Below are 19898 nucleotides of genomic sequence, written 5' to 3' on the forward strand. Positions count from 1 at the left end.
GATCATAATGGCAGACGATTTTCCGCGCGACCGCGCCCATATCCACCTTCGCAACAACGGCATTCGGGAAGCCTATCGGCGGCCCAACCAACTTATACATGCACCGCCGCTGCCGGCGCGTGATCGGGCGTCGCATGCTGCGGCCTTGACGCAATCCATCGAACAAGCGGTCGAAAGTGCACGCCAGCAGATTGCGGCGCGTGACCCCCAGCTGTCGGTCGGCACGCCTGGCTTTTACCTCGAGATCGATCTGCCCATGTCCGGACGGGCGGCCCTCGACCAGTTGGCCGATCGTCGCCAGCACATGGAGCTGGTCGCCGTCCATGAGCCAACTCAACCCGGTGCTCCCATCACAGCGTCGGTGTTCCTGCCGCAAAGCGCGCAAGCCTATTATTTGCGGAAAGTCGAGGCGTATCGAGACGTTGACACTGACCGCGGCAGACCGCGCAACGAGCCGCTCGTCTCCCGCATGGAGACAGTCAGGCTGGCGACTGCACGATCGTTGTTTACCGACCACGACGACCTCTTCCCCCAGGCCGCTGACGAGCAGGTGTGGTGGGAAGTCTGGCTGCGCGACGGTCGCCGCGAGAACTTCGAGCACATTGCCGAAGCCCTGAACATCACTTTGCGCACGCATGCGGTCAGGTTTCCGGAGCGGGTGGTCATGCTGGCACTCGCCAGCACGGCAATGCTCGACCGCATGATTGCGCACAGCGATGTCGTCGCCGAGCTGCGGCGCGCGAAGGATACGCCGTCCTTCTTCATGGGCCTTGGCGGCGCGGAGCAAAGGGACTGGAGCGACGAGCTTCTCGGGCGCGTCAGACCGCCTCAATCCGATATTGCGGTCTGCATTCTCGACAGCGGCGTACGTCGCACCCACCCGTTGATCGAACCCGCACTTGCCGTTGAAGACTGGCACACCGTCAAACCGGCATGGGGCAGCGACGACACACCTGCGTGGAGCGGCCACGGGACGCGAATGGCAGGTGTCGGCCTGTACGGTGATCTGGTCCCGCTCCTGGTCGGAGGCGATCCAGTTCCATTGCCCTTTCGGCTGGAGAGTGTCCGTATCCTTCCGCCAGAAGACGAGGCAAACGATCCAGAACTCTATGGCTCGATCACCGCGGAAGCGATCGCCCGCGCCGAGGTGCAGGCGCCGGAGCGCCGCCGCGCGATCGCAATGGCTGTGACAAGCGCCAGTCCGGCGCGTGGAAGGCCCACATCGTGGTCTGCCGCTATCGACCAACTCTGTTTCGAAGAGGAGCAGCGACGCTTGATCGTTCTCTCTGCCGGCAACATCGGCGATGACCTCATGCCGGCCGAGCATTTGACGCGCAACGATCTGGAAGCAGTCGATGATCCTTCTCAGGCCTGGAATGCGCTGACGGTCGGCGCTTTCACAGAAAAGGTCGATATCATTGACACCGACTTTGCGGGCTACGCTCCGATCGCGCCGGTCGGCGAGCTCTCGCCGCGCAGTCGCACTTCGGTCGTTTGGGACAGGCAGTGGCCGGTGAAGCCCGAGGTCGTCTTCGAAGGCGGCAATCTCGCCCATGACGGTGTGTTGCCTGGCGAGCCGATCGACGATCTGCAGATATTGACCACTTTCTATCGACCCGAACTGCGCCACTTCACCACCCTCGGAGATACGAGCGCGGCAACGGCCCATGCCGCACGGATGGCGGGACTAATTCTATCAGCGCGCCCCGAGCTGTGGCCTGAAACGGTTCGCGCCCTGATCGTCCACTCGGCCGAATGGACTCCGGCGATGCGCGCACGCATCGATGCGTGCAACGGAGCGAAGGGCGAGATCCAGGCGCTCGTGCGGCGCTATGGTTACGGCGTGCCAGATCTTGGGCGCGCGCTTCTGTCAACGGTGAACGACCTCACGCTTATCGTTGAAGATGAGCTTCAGCCTTTCCAGCGCGAGGGCGGCGCGGCTGCCAAAACGCGTGACATGAAGCTGCATCGCCTGCCTTGGCCGAAGGAGCAGCTCGCGGCGCTCGGCGCTGCCCAGGTCGAGCTCCGCGTCACGCTGTCCTATTTCATCGAACCCAACCCCGGTGAACGCGGATGGACCCGCCGGCATCGTTACGCGTCCCATGGTCTTCGGTTCAGAGTAAAGTCAGCGACCGAGACAGTCGACGAATTCCGAGCCCGCATCAATCAGGCCGCTCGGGACGAGGAGGAAGGGGCGCCTGCTGGAGGCGGAGAAGAGTGGCTGCTCGGCACCTTCCGCGATCGCGGCTCGTTGCACGCCGATTTCTGGTCGGGCAGCGCCGCCGATCTCGCCGAGCGTGATGCGATCGGCGTGTTCCCGGTCGGGGGCTGGTGGAAGGAGAAGCCTTACCTGGAACGCGTCGACGCTCTGGCTCGGTACGCCCTGATTGTGACGATGCGGGCGCCTGGGGTCGATGTTGACATCTTCACACCCGTCGAAGCAGCCCTGACTGTCGAGACGTCGGTCGAGACCTGATGCAGCACTGTCCAAATCGGCCAACAACGGAGGTTTGACCAGCCTCTGGTGCCATGGCGGCTGGTGCTGGATCATCACGTCGGCAACAGGGATCATGCGCGGAGGACGATAGGCCGGCAAAGGAGCGGGCCAAGCGTGTGATAATGGCGCCCATGGTCACGCCCACAAGCCGCGCCCCCTGCGTCTACGGAGAGGTGCGCGTCTGTTTAGGCGGCCGAGACATCGCTTACCTGATCAACGCGCTCGCCGTATTTGCGCCTGTAAGCGGCAATGAAATCGTCGTCGCTACAGATGCAGCGGCCGCTGGAGTCCTTGGCCTTCGGATCGTGCAAGTGAGAGCCAAGGGGGCGCAGAAGATTCACCCGAGTGCTCGTCGTCGGGCTCATGGGAAACCCCGCACTATGTTTGACCAAATCCGCGGCAAGCATAATCCCGGCAAGCACCGACTGAAAGGCCATCGGAACCACAGTTCGAACGCGGCGACTTCCTTCGCTAAGCTGGAACACCAGACCGCCGCAGATAGCCTGCTGATAAAAGGAGCGCAGGGGCTGGCCGACAAACGGGGCTAGCGGTTCAAACGGCACAGCCATCGCTGTAGCCACGCGAACTACAAAGTCGTTGGGAACTCCGGCATTGGTCTGCAGGAGCGTTTTCACCTGCTCGTGTGCTTCCGGTATTCCGAGTTCCTCGGCAATCAGCTGGTGCTCGTCCTTGGATTTTCCGGATGGCAGGTACATGCAACAAAGGCAAGCCTGGCCGTCATCGAAACCATGCCGGGAGATACCGAGATCGTGCTCCTGCGTCCAAGCGTTTGCGATCCATCGCGGCAGTGCACCTTGGACAGCCAGACGGTCGGCGGCGGTGTCAAGCGCCACACCCACTTGGTCGAAGACCCAATTGCCCCGGCGCGCAACATATTCTGCCCACGTCAGAGGGTGCGCCTCGACCTCAAGGGCAGTCGATCTAAGGGCGGTGGCTGCAAGAACCGCTTTGGACATACCAATCTCCGCCTGGCCAGCCAATGCGTAGCGCTGCAGGTTTGAGAGTTCGATCGCTTCGTGATCGATTACATGCAGACGACCTTTGAGATCGGGTTGTCTCGCTAGCGCCCAAAGCGAGCCATGGCCTATCGCACCGAGCCCAACGAGGTGGGTTTCGCCAAGGTCGACTGGGAAGTCGATCGGGCCAGGCTCTCCGGCTTTGGTCTTGTCGTAGCTGCATAGCGAGAGGTCGATGGTTTCGTCCAACTCGGCGCCGGTCAACTGGGCAGCGAAGATAGTTCGAAAGACGTTGGCGGCGCCGAAGCAACTGGCGGCGCCAGCTCCATAAGGCAGCAGACTTGGGCCAGAGCCCACCGGGTCCGTACGCGACAGCTTTGCCGCCCAACCGTCCGATCCCACGAAAAAGATCGGGCACCGGAGTGATGGGCGCGTTACCCCTGCAACGACGCAGACGGTGGCAGACTTGCCGGAACGCCGGATGCCGACTTTTGGATTGATCGACTTTGCCAAGCGCTCCAGCGCTTGGGCTTGAGAGCTCGCCGCGCTGTCCAGCGGGAGTATCGCCAGAACCGGGTAGAGCCTAGCGAGCAATCTCACCGCAAGATCTAGTGTCGCCTGGCCTTCGGCGCAGGAAGCGGCCTGATGGTCGAAGGCGACTGCCACGACCTGCTTTTCAAGAGCTGCTTTGAAGTCTCCCAGATGAAAATCGGCCAGGACCTGAGATGCCGCCGTGGCGGCGCGATCGATGAAGTTAGCGAATGCCATTGTTCAACTCGATATCATGATCATTCGCGACAGTGCCGCGGGAGGGAGCGCATTCCATTTGGCCTTTTCGTCAAGCCGATAGGCGGCGACCCGAGCAAAATCGAAAGGCTCGCGGGCGAAATTCGGCACTACCAGCGACAGACACCCAACCGTGGTAGCAACCGCATAAGCGTCGTCCGTCGTCGAATGGTAGGCGCGGCCCGGATGGCTGTGAATCTGGGCCAAGAGTTTCAGGCCGCTTTTGTAGAGCCAGACATTGAGCCGGTGCAGTTCTTCGGCCGCAACGATCACGCAAACGCCATCGTTTGTCCGAATGTGACGCTGCGCCGGGATAACCGTCTCTGTTACGGCAAAGTGCCGCTCTTGCTGAACGCCGACCCAGAGCGCCATCCCCTCATTGCCCTCGCGACCAACTGAGCGCAGATGCCCATGCGTGGTCGAGATGCAGCCGCGCGGGAGAGTCACGATCGTTACATCTCTCAAACCAGTCATTCTTGTATCGCCTGAGGGGATACCACCATTCCTACGATTGTCGGTTGGAGTTGAATCTGCAACTGCTCTATAGGAACGATTCCGTACTTGATGATCTTGTCCAGGATGAAGGCCAAACAGCCTTCGCCAGAACCCCGATGAAGCAGCCATGGATCACCTGAATGGGCTGGATTGTCGTGGTATTCCCGGACGCCCGCCATGCACAGGAATGGTTCGTCCTCGGGACTGTTGGCCTGGATGAAGTCCGTCAGCGGCACGGCGTTCTGCTGGATGAGAGCTCCTATCATCTCCGGCGGCGTTCCGGGCAGCGGCGGACGTCTAAGCATTTTCAGGTATAGATCTTTCCGGGCAATCGGATGACGCGTAAACGGATCGACGAAGACCACGGACGGTGGTCTTAAGTCGTAGTCGGTGAAGTCGACCTCGCTCGCTGCGCTGACCACCCGTGGCTTTAACTTGGGGCTGGCGAAAATGAAGAAAGCGCGCGGAAAGGTCGCCTCGATCAAGAAGCAGCCCTGAGCCCGATAGACATCAGCATATGGCCGGAACCGGCCGATCTCCCGATCAAACTTCGCTCGGGAGACCTCCGGATCCACACTTTGGTGTTTAGGCACCTGCGACGCCCGCCTTCAGGCTGAGGAACAGGGTCACAGTATTCGGGAAACCGAAGTCGCCAAGCTTCTTGTCGACATCGAGCAAGTTGCCGGCCTCATCCTTGAATTCCCAATTCTCGGCTGGTTGGGCGACATTCTGCGTGTTCTCAAGGGCTTTGGTACGAATGACGTGAAGCGGCTGGTTGGGATTGGCTTCGACCTGCGTGGGCTGGCCGTTCACCACCACCGTGATCTCGATCTTGCCCGGTCCGCCGCCGTGATTATCGCCCTTACCCGAATCCTTCGACATTGTCCTACTCCTGTGGCTTGCCAACCGCCCCACGCCCTGGCGCCCACCTGCGAGTGAGACCGGCGGTCTTCAATCGTTCACCCGGCGCCACGGCCGCGAGTACGCGAAAGACAGGGGATAAGCTACCGAATCGGTGCTTGCCTTCTTTTATGGGTGACTTGAGCCGCAAGTAAATGGTCTCAAATTGCTCCTCACAACTATAATCGATTAGAGCAATGCAAAAATATTGGCGACACGCCTATTCATCTGCTCTCTCACTCGCCTGCTCCGTGCTTGGCAAGGGGAGCTTTGACTGCGTCACGCGTCCCCCAAGCAGCCGATTGCGCCGGCAGCGCCGTAGGAACCGTCGTTCAGAGTCTTCACCACTCAAGCAGCCGCATGGATGCAGCCGACGCTCGTCTCCACAAACAGCGCAAGTGGTGCCTTGTTGGATAAGGTCGCCTCGTCCCTGGTGCAGCATCTGTCGGAACGGGTCCGCTGCGAGACCATGCCTCATCATCGCGCATGCGCAGCAGCCGGCGGTCGATGCTCGTAAGGCGTTCTGCTCATTTCGTGGCGAAGGCGCTGCTCGACTCGCGGACATATGCGGGCACCGAGGCGGAGGCTGACCAGTCGGCGCCGCGTTCGCGGATGTCGCTTGCAATGTGCTCGCGTGCGTTTGCCGCCGGCGACCTTGCCGTCCTCGCCTGCTATGGCGAGCCGGCGCAAGCGGATTGCTCGATACTGCCGGCGAGGCTGCGGGCCGGTCCTAACGGCCGTTCACAAGAGCTTGCATCAGCAACTGGCAATCGGATCGATAACTTCGCGATCGCCGTTATGGCGCGGAGATGCGGTCTCGCCGGGTTGTGGCTGGCGCTTCGTTGTGGGCGGCGCGTCGTAGCCGAGGGAGCAGGGGCGGCGCCATGATCCAGACCGAACGCGCGCTGCAGCAGGTGCTTGAGTGGGGGCGTGCCCTGACCGGTTTCGCGGATGAGCATGCTGAGGAAGCGGTAAGGGGCGGCCAGTATATCCTGCAACGCATTCACCCGAGCCTGCGCGACACCAGCGCCCGCACCGGCCGCGATCCGCAGGACGAAACGCTGATCGTGGCGTTCTATCGCGAACTGGCGCTGCTGTTCTGGCTAGACGATTGCAACGACGTTGGCCTGATCGCGCCGGAGCAGCTCGCCGCCCTGGAGCAGGCGCTGGGGCACGGCGTACCGTGCGTGCTCTCCGGATTCGAGGGCTGCGCTCAGCTGCGCGCTTCGCTGGCTGCGCTCGCTTACGATCGTCACGACTATGCTCGGCTTCTCGACTATACCCGGTGCTACTGCGCGGCGCTGCGCGCCGGACACGCGCAGGCGGCAGGGGCGCGACGCTGGTCTTACGCCGAGTACCTGCACAACGGCATCGATTCGATCGCTTACGGGACCGTGTTCTGTTGCCTGTCGCTGCTGTGGGGGCTGGACATGGCGACCTTGCGCGCGCGTCCAGCGTTTCGCCAGGTCCTGCGGCTCATCTCAGTGATAGGGCGCCTGCAGAACGATCTGCATGGACGCGACAAGGACAGGTCGGCCGGCGATAACGCGGCGATCCTGCTTCTGCAGCGCTATCCGGCTATGCCTGTGGTTGAGTTCCTCAACGACGAGTTGGCCGGCCATACGCGCATGCTGCACCGGGTGATGGCGGAAGAATGCTTTCCCGCGCCGTGGGGACCGTTGATCGAGGCGATGGCGGCGATCCGCGCGCAGTACTACCAGACTTCGACCAGCCGCTATCGCAGCGACGCTGCAGGGGGAGGCCAGCGTGCGTCGGCCTGGACGCGCCGGAGGCGGCGGCTTGGGCGCGCTGCCGTCGGTTCGATCCGACGCAACGCCGTCGCCCGCTGCTACGGATGGAGCGAGCATGAGCGACACCGCCCTGAGCCGGGGAAGGACGAACATCTGGACATCGTGCTGGATCGGCGAACGGCGCCGGCCACGGTGGCCGCTGGCTGGGAGTACATCCATCTCGAACACTGCGCACTGCCCGAGTTGGACCTGACGCAGATCGACCTGCGCGCCTCGCTGCTGGGCAAGGCTATGCGCGCGCCGCTGCTGATCAGCTCTATGGCCGGCGGCATGCCACGGGCCGAGGCCATCAACCGGCATTTGAGCGAGGCAGCGCAAGCCTTGGGGATCGCCATGTGCGGTTCGCAGCGTGTGAGCCTGCAATCCCGCAACTCCCAGGGGCTAACGCGCGCGCTGCGCCGCCTGGCGCCAGACATTCCCTTGCTGGCCAATATCGGCGCCGCGCAACTGCGGGAGGCCGACGGCCTGGACCTGGCGCGTCGCGCGGTGGACGCGCTGGAGGCCGATGGGCTCATCGTCCATCTCAATCCGCTGCAGGAAGCGGTACAGCCGGAGGGCGACCGCGAACTGGCGCGGCGTCCTGGCGCTGATCGCTGGCGCCGCGCGCATCGTGGGCGTGCCGATGGTGGCCAAGGAAGTGGGGGCGGGCCTGTCCGCCTCGGTGCCTGTGCGCTCGTCGAGGCGGGCGTGGCGGTAATCGATGTCGCCGGCGCCGGCGGCACCAGTTGGGCCGCAGTGGAGGGCGAGCGCGCCCGCAATGCCGCCGACCGTGCAGTGGCGATGTCATTCGCCGATTGGGGGATTCCACCCTGACCAGCGTGCAGGCGGTGCGTCGGGCGCTGCCAACGGTGAAGCTGATCGCGTCGGGCGGGATCCGCGATGGCGTCGACGTGGCCAAGGCCATCCGCCTGGGCGCGGACATCGCCGGGCAGGCGGCCAGCGTGCTGGGCGCGGCGACAGTGTCCACCGGGGCCGTTGTCGCGCATTTCGAGATCGTCATCCGCCAGTTGGCCGTCGCCTGCTTCTGCACGGGCTCGGCTGATCTGGCGGCGTTGCGTCAGGCGCGCTTGTTGCCCTCGTCGCATTTGTCCGCCGGTTGATGTCGGCGTCGTCCGCACGCTAACAGCAGGCTGCTGAAATACCTACGCCAAAGACAGACTATTGATCCCCCTGGCGAGACGGCTCGATTGACGGGAGCGATGTGTTCATGGAGCAGCTGTTCACGATGAAGCGGTTGGAAGATTTCGTTCCAGCCGGTCATCCTGGTGCCCGCACCGGCTGATGATCAATGGAGCGCTGGTGCGGCTAGACGGCATCCTTTCCGGCATGTACGCCTGCAGTGCCAAAGGCGGTCGCCCCAGCGTTGCGCCGGAGAAATTGCTGCGGGCCGTGTGTTGCAGGTGTTCTACAGCGTCCGTCGGAATTGATGCAGCAGGTGCTGCTGTGGCAAGGCCAAGACCCGGGAATGCCGTCAGCTTTGATCAGGCGCTTCGGGCCGTCGGAAACGCGCGAAGAGTCCGGCTTTCGAAAAAGGCCGAACGCCTCAGATAAAGCCAGAACTCCTTGGGTCACCATCAAACCAATTTGACGCCCCGGGACAATTTCGTCCGGCATTGTCCGGTGTGCGACGATGTTGGGGATGCGACATAGGCGGATTGCCGTGTATTTAAACCGCTTTTCCTTTGGCACGCATATTGCGCCCTATCGGTAAACCTCGTCATGGGCCGGCGGCAATCGCTCGGAGATTGTCGAAATAGCACAATGATTTCTGCCGGGGTGACATCCGGCCCGACTAGAGCAGGACCTTTCAGATGATGCAGAAAAGCAAGCGGCCATACTCGCGGGGAAATAGTCGCGTCAGGGCTGCATGGACGCTCTTTCCTGGTTGTTTCGGCGGCGGACGCCAACTCTTCAATCGGCACCCGAACCAGTGCCTGGATGTCCAAGGAGCGCCCCTGTTGCGCGTGCCTGGCTGCACCCGCGTGCTGGCTCTCCTCCAAGGCGACGCTTCGGCGCTGCTGCAGACCGGCGACGAGAACCCAACTTCAAAATTAGCATTCCGAAAACCGAAAGAAGTGAACAGGTATGTCCAGGATCGGCGCTTTGACGCGCGCCGCATGGCGATCGGCAACTCAGACGCTGGCCAAGGGTTCGAAAAGTTTACACCCGACGCTAGCGCCGGCCGATTTCAAGCGCGCACTTACGATCAACGATCGATATGGCGGGCTCACTGTCAATGTCCCCAAAATGCCTTTCTGGCTGACCGGGGGTGAAGCCTTCGTCTACCGCCGGACTAGCCACGGCGAGCAGCAGTTCATGCAGGTCGATGCTGCCACGGGTTTCAAGCGGCCCGCTTTCGATCAGGCGCGTCTGGCGGCAGCGCTAAACAAGGTGAGCCATGAGAGCTATCAAGCCGGCAATCTTCCGTTCGACCGTTTCGAACTGAGTGAGGATGGTCGCAGGCTCGACTTCCAGATTGAAGACACCCGGTGGAGCTGCGACCTTGCAAGCTATGACTGTACCAGCACCACATTCGATGCAAGGAAAGGGGACCGTAGGGAGCTCAGCCACCGCTACACGCCGCCAGCGGAGAACAACCCCGACAAGAGCAACGCGTCGCCCGACGGCAAATGGATCGCCTATATCAAGAACTGCAACGTTTTCCTGCGCAGCGAGGACGGATTGCAGGATGTTCCTCTGAGCCGGGACGGAGCCGAAGGCAATTGCTACGTCTTTTCGACGCTGAGCTGGTCGCCGGACTCGCGCCACCTCGCCGCTTACCTTGTTCGCCCCGGCTATAGGCGAGAGGTCCGCTACCTCAATTCTTCGACGGACCAGTTGGAGCGGGAATATTCAACAAAATTCTATCCCAGGCCGGGCGATGTCCTTCCGCTGCCCCAGCCAGTCCTGTTCGACATTGCCGGCCGGCGCCAGATCGTGATTGACGGTGCCCTCTTCTCGAACGTCTTCGAACTTTCCCCTCTCCGGTGGTGGGCGGACAGCCGCGGCTTCACTTTCGAATATAACCAGCGCGGGCATCAGCTTTATCGCCTGGTCGAGGTAGACGCCGCCTCGGGCCGCGGGCGCTCCCTGATCGATGAGACCAGCGAGACATTCGTTGATTATTTGCCGCTGGGGCATGGCCAGGAGGATGCCGGAAAAATCTTCCGTTACGATGTCGATGACGGGAAGGAGATCATCTGGGCATCAGAGCGCGACGGGTATGAGCATTTGTATCTTTTCAACGGCCGGACAGGCGCGCTCGAAAACCAGATCACGCGAGGTGAGTGGGTCGTCCGGAGGGTCAACCATGTCGATCCGGTCAAGCGTCAGATCTGGTTCGAGGCGAGCGGGATGAACTCGCAGGAGGACCCCTATTGGGTCCATGCTTACCGCATCGGCTTTGACGGCAAGGGACTGACTGCACTGACGCCCGAACCGGCCAACCACCATATCGAGTTCTCGCCTGACAGGCGCTATTATGTCGATCTCTGGTCACGCATCGATCTGCCCCCGCGCATGGCACTCTACCGCGCCAGCGACAATGCCAAGCTCCAGCAGATCGAGACGGCCGACATTTCTGAGCTCGTCGCCGCAGGCTGGCAGCCGCCGCTCAGTTTCCATTCCAAGGGGCGCGACGGCAAAACTGACATCTGGGGCGTGCTCCACCTGCCAGCCAACTTCGACCCGACGAAGAAATACCCGGTTGTGGAGAATATCTATGCTGGACCCCACGGCTCCTTCGTCCCAAAATCCTTCTCGCGGTGGACAGAGCCGCTCACGCAGCTGGGCTTCGTCGTTGCTCAGATCGACGGCATGGGCACCAACAACCGCTCCCGCGCCTTCCATGATGTTGCTTGGAAGAATCTGAAGGACGCAGGATTTCCCGATCGCATTCTGTGGCACAAGGCGGCGGCCGCGCAATATCCATGGTACGACATATCCAACGTCGGCATTTTTGGCGCATCCGCCGGCGGCCAGAGTGCAGTCAGCGCGCTGCTCTTTCACCCCGATTTCTACAAGGTCGCCGTCGCCAAAAACGGCTGCTTCGACAACAGGATAGACAAGACCTGGTGGAACGAACTTTGGATGGGGTGGCCGGTCGGCATTGAATATTCGCAATCCTCCGCCGTTGACAATGCTCACAGGCTGCAGGGCAAGCTGATGATCGCGGTCGGCGAAATGGATGATAATGTCGATCCGTTTTGCTCGTTCCAGCTTGCCGATCGACTCATCAAGGCAGGAAAAGATTTTGACATGGTCTACGTTCCTGGTGCCAATCACCATACTCTAGGCACCTACACCGAGCGCAAACTCCTAGACTTCTTCGTTCGCAACATTCTCGGTCAGACCCCGCCCGACTGGAACACCAAACCGATCGAGCTGGAATAGCTTGTGGCTCTTGCAATTGTTAGCTCGCCTTATCAGCTGTAATCAGGGCGAGGCGCGAGCAAATCTGCACCGAAGGACGATCGTGGAGTCTAGGACTTGCGCTGCGTATTGAGGATCGGCTCGCCGCGACGTTGGTCTGAGCAAACTGCTTGATAGGCACGCCTGCAGACCGCGTGTGTGCGATTGCAAGATCCCCTATCAGCCTGGTGTGAAGCGTTCAGGGGAAAAGCCGCACCCAACGCCGCTTCCGCTCGCCGTAACGCTACGGCGGTGCGGCCCACCGATCCGCTCGACGAGCATTGGAACACATAGGTCCCCGAACGGACGATTGCCTTGGCAATAGAAGACCCTCGTCGGTCATCGCCGCTGTGGGTGGCAGCCCGTCGGTCTGGAGCTGCCACGATTCTCATCCTCGCGTCACATATGAGCTGAAGCTTTCCGGATCGGGTATCCAATCGGCATCCAGTTGCTCGGCGATATGGTTGAATTCTGCCCTCAGGACAAGAGTGAGTAGAGCAGCCCCGCTACGAAAATCCCATCCTGGTTCGTTTGACGCATCGACTATTCAGATTGATTGGCGTGATACCCGGCGCGGCCGCAACACGCGAGGCCGTCAACCGCTGAGCAGAAAACCAGCCTTCGCCTTCCGCGGCGGCGGACCTCGTCAGCCTCTCGAAAGCTTGCCTGAGTAGGTTGCTCATGTGATCTGTGGAAGTGAGGATAGCGTGCACCCGTACAAACTAGACATTCATCGTGGCAGCTTGGCTGCAGGTGCAGCACGCCGTACCGCACGAGCAAGCGGACAGGCCGGCCAAGCCGGTTTTGAGCAGCACTTGGGCGAACTGCAGGCGGCGGACGAGTTGATGGGTGCGCTAGGCGAGGAGGTCCTCGTCAATGGCTCGCATGGTAAAGGTGAGTTGAGACCAACGAAGAGGCAGAGGATCCAAAGCAATCTGCAGCATGCTGTCACTGAGCGGCAACCAGGTGAGGTTGGCAACTCAGGCGCTCGCGTGATGATGCAACTCCCCACCGATCAGGTGGGTACATCGGAACGGGAGGCGCAACTTGTGATGCAGGGGGACGAGCACGAATACACCCCAGCACCGCATCTCGACGGGTCGATGCCCTCGACAGTGCAGCCGGATCGTCCAATTGTGGTCCCCGACGGTGCCGACAAGCGTCCTGTTTATTCCAACGATGCCACCGCCATCGAAGGGCTGAAGTCAGCACTCCTTGCGGGTAAAGCCAGGCCGGACACGGTCACTCGCAGCACAAATTCTCTTTTCGGCTTTAGTCGTTGGCTCTTTCAAAACAACAAGCCAGGGCTTGCTGCTCGGCTTTACCATCCGTCGCTGAGCCAGGATCTCGAGGAGTACGAGAGTAGGGGTGGTTCCTCCACCGTGGCTGGCGCACTGCGTCAATTGATGAAGTCGATGGGCGGAGCCGGCCCGATTGTGGGTCGCGCTGTCCTGAACCCCCATCCTGACGACGCCGCGCTCACCAGACATTTCAGATCCGCGAGCGGCTACGCAACTGCTCTTAACCATTTCAGTCATTACCTACGTCAAAATGACAAGCTCGGAATTGCGGGTCGCATTTACGATAAATCGCTGGATAAAGATGTTGAGAGCTACAAGGCCGCCTCCTCTAATGGTGGAGCTCCGATCGAATCTGCGCTGGTTTATCTCCGCAAGAACCCGCCGCGCGTTATACTCGGGAATCATCTGGAAAACGCGGTCAGCATGGAGGCTCGTCCCCGTGGCGACGCTGCTCAGCATACCGCACCACAGCAGGGATTCGATTGGCCAGAGGAGCTCCTGCCGGTAGGTTATAAGGAGGGCACCGATCTACCATTGTCTCTCGCCCCAACCGCGCACCAACACCAAGCGCCCGACTTTGGAGAGGCCGTCCCTCACTTGAACTGGCGCCACGGCGACCAGGGCGCCCCGGAGGAGCTGGTAGCTGCACGGGACAGGAGCAGCCCGCTGCCAAGCGAGGCGGTGCCACATAAATCTGGACGGGGACTCGCTACGCAGCCCAGATTGTGGGCGGAGAAATCCGCCTCGCCAGAGCTCTTTCGACGGCGGGCGGAGCAGGCTCTGCCGGCGTCCGCCAGAGGTGTGGAGACATCCTCCGCGGTTGATGAAGCCGCGCAGGCCGCTCGCCAAGCTTTGGCTTGGTTGCAGCAGGAGATGGAGGGGATCGAACCGATGCAGGATCCTCATGAGGTGGCTACACCGGAATGTGAGGCGCAGCTCGTCAGGCAGAGGGATGAGCACGAATCCACCCCAGCACCGCATCCCGGAGGTGGTGGGTCGATGCCCTCGACAGTGCAGCCGGATCGTCCAATTGTAGTCCCCGACGGTGCCGACAAGCGTCCTGTCTATTCCAACGATGCGACCGCTATCGAAGGGCTGAGGGCAGCATTCCACGCGGGTAAGGCCAAAGCGAACACGGTCACTTACAATGTAAATTCTCTTTTCGGCTTTAGTCGGTGGCTCCTTCAAAACAACAAGCCAGGGTTTGCTGCTCGGCTTTACCATTCGTCGCTGGATCAGGATCTCAAGGAGTACGAGAGTACGGGTGGTTCCTCCACCGTGGCTGGCGCACTGCGTTACCTCAAGAAGTCGACAGGCGGAGCCCCGATTATGGCTCGCCCTGTCGTGATCCCCTATCCTGACGATGCCGAGCTCATTAGAAATTACAGAGCCGCTTCGACCAAGGAGTACCTGGCAGCGCCTGCGACCGGACGGAATCCAGATACCGTGGGCGGCTATACAAATTTTCTTAGACATTTTAGTCAGTACCTGCGTCAAAATAACAAGCTTGGGATTGCGGCTCGGATTCACGACAAATCGCTGGATAAAGATGTTGAGAGCTTCAAGGCTGTCTCCTATGGTAATAGGCTAAGTATCAGTTCTGCATTGGCTCACCTCCGGGATATCCTGCCGCGCATTGTGCTCGGGCGCGAAACTGTCCTTTCTGCTCATCCGGCAGACGCAGTCACCAGGCGCGTTGGGGCCGCTGCTGAAGCTGGGCCAGCGGCACCGGCAAGAGCTCCCCAACCCGCCTCGCCAGCAACCGCTAGGCTGCCAGGCACCTACCGCGGCCTTCCACTGGTTGATGTGACCACACTGACTACCAGTTCCTCTGGGGCTCAGATCGGGGCGCTCGATCCGACAGCCCCGTCCAACGTTGCAACGGGGCGGGTGCTCGGCGCCGCCGAATGGCTGAGCGACGCCCATATCCAGAGAGATTACAATTTGCTGGAGGGGCAACTGCAGGGGATCAATCCGGCGCTCGCTGCCCGGACTCGGCTGGTGGATCCTTCCGTATCCCATCTACTGCGACACACGTCGCCGCAAGACGCTCGAGGCATATTGCAGTCCATCTATAATCAAAACAACGCCACAGCCGACTTCCTGTTCTTGCCAGTGAATAATGGCACGGCTACTAGCCCCGGCACCCATTGGTCGCTGCTGCTCGTTGATCGCCGCGACCCGGAAAGGCGGTTCGCCTATCACTACGACTCCCTCCAGCGAGAGGGATATAACGACGTGCCTGCAAAACAGCTCGCAGGACTGCTGAATGCCACCTTGGCGCCAGCCCCCATGGCCAGACAGACGAACCATTATGATTGCGGCGTATTTGTCCTGGAGGGCACGTGGGCGCTGGTTGAACGATTGGTGAAAGGGCAGCGGCCAGACCACGAGCCGCTGCCCCTCGACAACCTCGTTGCCGATCGGCAGGCGCTGCAAGACCGGCTAAGGAGGCGCTTGCCGCACGAGGAAGAGCCGCGGCAGCTGCTGGAGGATGAACCCGCCTCCCCACCGATGATGGCATTCGAGCCAGGGGAACTGCGGCAACTGTTGGAAGACGAGCCTGCCTCCCCACCAATGATGGCGTTCGAGCCAGGGGAACTGCGGCAACTGTTGGAGGACGAACCTGCCTCCCCACCAATGATGGCGTTCGAGCCAGGGGAACTGCGGCAACTGTTGGAGGACGAGCCTGCCTCCCCACCAATGATGGCGTTCGAGCCAGGGGAACTGCGGCAGCTGTTGGAGGATGAACCCGCTTCCCCACCGATGATGGCGTTCGAGCCAGGGGAACTGCGGCAACTGTTGGAGGATGAACCCGCTTCCCCACCGATGATGGCGTTCGAGCCAGGGGAACTGCGGCAACTGTTGGAAGACGAGCCTGCCTCCACTTGGGCACAAATCAATTCGACCCCACATGCGCGAGCGGACGGTGTTCATCAGCCAGCCCAGGCGCCGTGGCTCCCTGAACGCAGAAGATAACTTTGCGGAGGAGCGGTCACGCAACTGTCGGCGGCGCCGGGCCTCAGGGTGAATGGAAAGGATGGAGTGGCGGATGGTGTCGCGTGAAGGCGCAACACGCGTGCTGACCGACCTGCATACGTAGGAAGTCGTTCATTGCTCCCAAATCGTATGTGAGGAACATTCCTGTCCCGGCTGCGCCGCGCGATGCTAGGTCGCGTTGTTCAGCGGGCCAAGCCGATGACACCTACGAAGCTACTGATCGGGCAGATCGCCGTTGTGTGCGCAATTGTCATTATCGGCGTATGGACGGCAACCCAATGGTGCGCTCAAATGCTGACCTACCAGACGCCTCTCGGCGCACCATGGTTTCTCTTCGCCGGCTGGCCAATCTACAAGCCGTGGAAGCTGTTTGAATGGTGGTTCCACTTCGATGCTTATGCGCCGGAGGTCTTCGACAAAGCCGGTACGCTTGCAGGCGCCAGCGGATTCCTGGGTTGTGCCGCCGCAATCGCTGGCTCGCTTTTGCGCGCGCGACAGCGCGGGTCGGTTACGACCTATGGGTCTTCACGGTGGGCCACGACTCATGAGGTCGAGACGGCAGGGTTGTTACGGCCGGCGGGCGTTTTCCTCGGTAGGCTGAACGATCGCTATCTGCGCCATGACGGCCCGGAGCACGTCATGGCATTTGCGCCGACGCGTTCGGGCAAGGGCGTGGGGCTGGTTGTTCCAACGCTACTTTCCTGGACCGGGTCTGCCATCATTCATGATATAAAAGGCGAAAATTGGCAGTTGACCTCCGGCTGGCGGTCGAAATTCTCGTACTGCCTTCTGTTCAATCCGACCGACCCGAGATCGGCACGCTACAACCCGCTGCTGGAGGTGCGCAAAGGCCCAGATGAGATCCGGGACGTTCAAAACATCGCCGACATCCTCGTCGATCCCGAGGGCGCGCTGGAGCGACGGAACCACTGGGAGAAGACCAGCCATTCACTCCTAGTTGGCGCCATTTTGCACGTGCTCTACGCTGAAGAGGACAAGACGCTGGCCCGCGTCGCCACCTTCCTGTCGGACCCGCAACGCTCGTTTGCCGCAACGCTACGGCGGATGATGACGACAAACCATCTCGGGACGGGGCATAACCCTCAGGTCCATCCCGTAGTGGCCTCGGCGGCTCGCGAACTCCTGAACAAGTCGGAAAACGAGCGCTCAGGCGTCCTCTCGACCGCCATGTCCTTTCTCGGGCTTTATCGTGATCCAACGGTCGCGGCGGCCACTTCGTCCTGCGACTGGCGCATCGCTGACCTAGTGGATGGAGAGCGACCGCTGTCGCTCTATCTGGTCGTGCCGCCTTCGGATATCTCGCGCACCAAGCCTTTTGTGCGACTGATCTTGAACCAGATCGGCAGGCGGTTGACGGAGCGTCTGGAGGGGGACCCGAAGAAGAGCCGTAAGCATCAGCTGCTCATGATGCTGGACGAGTTTCCGGCGCTCGGTCGCCTCGACTTCTTCGAAACGGCGCTCGCCTTCATGGCAGGTTATGGCATTCGCTCCTATCTGATCGCACAATCTTTGAACCAGGTTTCAAAGGCCTATGGCGAGAACAATGCTATTCTCGACAATTGCCACGTGCGAATTGCCTTTTCCTCCAATGACGAACGCACGGCCAAGCGCATCTCGGATGCCCTCGGCACCGCAACCGAACTTAGGTCGATGCGCAACTATGCGGGCCATCGGCTTGCGCCCTGGCTTTCACATGTCATGGTGAGCCGCCAGGAAACCGCGCGCCCGCTCCTGACGCCAGGCGAGGTGATGCAATTGCCGCCGTCAGACGAATTGGTCCTGGTTTCTGGGTTGCCGCCGATCCGCGCCAAGAAGCTGCGCTATTATCAGGATCAGAATTTCACAGATCGGGTGCTGCCTGCGCCGGTGCTGCACGACGGACCCTATGCGGACTGCCCTGCATCACGCCCGGACGGCTGGACTGGACAAGTGTGCAGCGTCGATAGCCGACTTGCTGCGGACGAGGAAAGCGCCGACGCGCCAGTTGAAGACGAGGGAGGCGTTCAGCAGCAACGCCATCCAAGCCTGCCCGAAGAAGACGTTGTTGTCTCTCAAGAGCCCGATCAGGCCGATCTGTACAAGCCCGCAGACGATGACAGCGAAGCGCTCGCGGACAAGCGTGTCATGGATCGGATTTCCACTGCGGCCCGCGTCTACGGTATCAACGAGGGCAGGGGCGACGATGTCATTCCCGGCTTCTGAAGTCCGCTGAGTTGCAGAGCGCACCTCAGCGTAGATAACGGCCATAAGCAATTTTGAGCGTCTGGCCGATGCTTCTCCCGTCGCCGGCGCAACGCCGGGCCGTCGGAACGATCCGCATGAAGCCGCACCGCATTCGCCATCAGTTTCTGCTTGAGCCGGAGCTCAGCGAGAAACTGGACAACCTCAGTCGCGATCCGTCAACGACCAAATCAGCGATCGTGGGGAAGGCGATCGAGGCGTTCATCGAGCGGCGTGGCGAGAGCGAGTTCGATCGGCGCTACGGCGTAAGGCTTGACCGGCTCTCCCGCGATCTTGCCCACGTCAGGCGCGATTCCGAGGTGATCCTGGAGAGCCTGGCGCTCTTCATCCGCTTTTCGATCACCCTTCACGCCCACACGCCGGTCCCGGATCGGGCAACGCAGGCTATTGCCCAAGAGCGTTTCGAGAAATTCGTTGAGAAGGTCGGCCGCCAGATCGCTTCCGGCAAAAAGTCGCTTAGCAAAGACAATGGTGGGGGAGGGGAAGGATGAGCTCTCATCCCGAGGCCGACCACCGGCGGCGTGTCATGCTGCGCACCGCCATGGGTCCGGCAATCACCGAAGCCCTGGCCGATCCGTCCGTCATCGAGGTGATGGTCAATCCCGACGGCGCGCTGCGACTCGACCGGTTAGGCGAAGGTCGGGTCGATACCGACGTTCACATGCACCCGTCCGAGGCAGAACGTATCATCCGCCTGGTTGCTTCGCACGTGCGCGCCGAGGCGCACGCCGACAACCCGATCGTCAGTGCCGAATTGCCGTCTGGCGAACGCTTCGAAGGCCTGCTGCCACCTGTGGTGTTGGCGCCATGTTTTGCCATCCGCAAGCCCGCCGCGAAAGTCTACACCCTGGCCGACTATGTTGCCGAACGCATCATGCTGCCGCTGCAGGCCGATGCGCTGAAAAAGGCCGTCCGCGAGCGGCGCAACATGCTGATCGCCGGCGGCACTTCCTCGGGGAAGACAACACTCGCCAACGCTCTGCTGGCTGAAGTCGCCGAATGCGACGATCGGGTGATCCTGATCGAGGACACACGCGAACTGCAGTGCGCGGCCAGGGACTGCGTTGCCCTGAGAACAAGGCGGGGCTCGGTCACCCTTGCCGATCTCGTGCGCTCGACGCTGAGGCTCAGGCCGGACCGCATCATCGTGGGCGAGGTGAGGGGCGCGGAAGCGCTCGACATGCTGAAGGCATGGAACACCGGGCACCCAGGCGGCATCGCTACCGTACACGCCAATTCCGCGCGCTCGGCTCTCTATCGCATTGAGCAACTCGCCCAGGAAGCGGTGGTCACCGTTCCCCGCCGGCTCATCGCTGAGGCGATAGATCTGATCGTCTTCATAGCGGGACGCGGCTCGTCGCGCCACATCGACGCAATCGCCGAGGTCACCGGTCTCGACGGCAGCGGCGATTACGCCGTTGCCCCGCTCACGCTTTCGCAACTCCAGCAGCTTTGAAAG

Annotated in this window: 10 protein-coding genes and 3 pseudogenes; 9 read left to right on the forward strand and 4 right to left on the reverse strand. The window is 61.3% G+C overall.

Annotated elements, in window-relative coordinates; genetic code table 11:
- Positions 1-7: 7 nt before the first annotated feature.
- The gene (locus tag QAZ47_RS07285) at positions 8-2476 is read left to right on the forward strand and encodes a S8 family peptidase (RefSeq protein ID WP_063169237.1); all 2469 of its coding nucleotides are present in this window, start codon (positions 8-10) and stop codon (positions 2474-2476) included.
- Positions 2477-2682: 206 nt separating this feature from the next.
- Here the strand turns inward: QAZ47_RS07285 and QAZ47_RS07290 are convergent, their stop codons facing one another.
- From QAZ47_RS07290 to QAZ47_RS07305, 4 genes are read right to left on the reverse strand one after another with little or no spacing between them, the layout of a single operon-like run.
- Entirely contained in the window at positions 2683-4242 is a 1560-nt protein-coding gene (locus QAZ47_RS07290) for an E2 ligase fold family C protein (protein ID WP_024505651.1), read from the reverse strand.
- A 3-nt stretch (positions 4243-4245) separates the two neighbouring features.
- Positions 4246-4734: a Mov34/MPN/PAD-1 family protein gene (locus QAZ47_RS07295; RefSeq protein WP_024505652.1), complete on the reverse strand. Its 489-nt coding sequence runs from the start codon at positions 4732-4734 to the stop codon at positions 4246-4248.
- Positions 4731-5348, reverse strand: a complete 618-nt coding sequence (locus QAZ47_RS07300; RefSeq protein ID WP_024505653.1) for a putative metal-binding protein — start codon at positions 5346-5348, stop codon at positions 4731-4733. Before QAZ47_RS07300 ends, QAZ47_RS07295 begins: the two co-directional genes overlap by 4 nt.
- Positions 5341-5637 (reverse strand): DUF2604 domain-containing protein, encoded by a 297-nt coding sequence (locus QAZ47_RS07305; protein ID WP_024505654.1) that lies wholly within the window; start codon positions 5635-5637, stop codon positions 5341-5343. Before QAZ47_RS07305 ends, QAZ47_RS07300 begins: the two co-directional genes overlap by 8 nt.
- 902 nt (positions 5638-6539) lie before the next feature.
- Between QAZ47_RS07305 and QAZ47_RS07310 the strand changes: the two are divergent.
- The 8 genes and pseudogenes from QAZ47_RS07310 to trbB form a co-directional block, all read left to right on the forward strand.
- Positions 6540-7433, forward strand: a pseudogene (locus QAZ47_RS07310) (hypothetical protein); the annotation flags it as partial.
- 88 nt (positions 7434-7521) lie between these two features.
- Positions 7522-8566 (forward strand): annotated as a pseudogene (gene fni / locus QAZ47_RS07315) (type 2 isopentenyl-diphosphate Delta-isomerase).
- Positions 8567-8652: 86 nt separating this feature from the next.
- Positions 8653-8884 (forward strand): annotated as a pseudogene (locus tag QAZ47_RS07320) (IS5/IS1182 family transposase); the annotation flags it as partial.
- Between the two features lie 667 nt (positions 8885-9551).
- On the forward strand, positions 9552-11858 hold the full coding sequence (locus tag QAZ47_RS07325; RefSeq protein ID WP_063169235.1) for a S9 family peptidase: 2307 nt from the start codon (positions 9552-9554) through the stop codon (positions 11856-11858).
- An 833-nt stretch (positions 11859-12691) separates the two neighbouring features.
- Complete coding sequence (locus QAZ47_RS07330) at positions 12692-16156, forward strand: Ulp1 family isopeptidase (RefSeq protein ID WP_063169234.1); 3465 nt, start codon at positions 12692-12694, stop codon at positions 16154-16156.
- Between the two features lie 219 nt (positions 16157-16375).
- Positions 16376-18400, forward strand: coding sequence for a conjugal transfer protein TraG (locus QAZ47_RS07335; protein ID WP_063169233.1), 2025 nt, complete (start codon positions 16376-16378; stop codon positions 18398-18400).
- A 116-nt stretch (positions 18401-18516) separates the two neighbouring features.
- Positions 18517-18930 carry a CopG family transcriptional regulator gene (locus QAZ47_RS07340; RefSeq protein WP_063170364.1) on the forward strand — a complete coding sequence of 138 codons (414 nt, stop codon included), beginning with the start codon at positions 18517-18519 and terminating at the stop codon, positions 18928-18930.
- Complete coding sequence (gene trbB / locus QAZ47_RS07345; protein ID WP_024502850.1) at positions 18927-19895, forward strand: P-type conjugative transfer ATPase TrbB; 969 nt, start codon at positions 18927-18929, stop codon at positions 19893-19895. Before QAZ47_RS07340 ends, trbB begins: the two co-directional genes overlap by 4 nt.
- Positions 19896-19898 lie beyond the last annotated feature (3 nt).

Origin of the sequence: Mesorhizobium sp. WSM4904 (assembly GCF_029674545.1) — a bacterium.
Classification (GTDB): Bacteria; Pseudomonadota; Alphaproteobacteria; order Rhizobiales; family Rhizobiaceae; genus Mesorhizobium.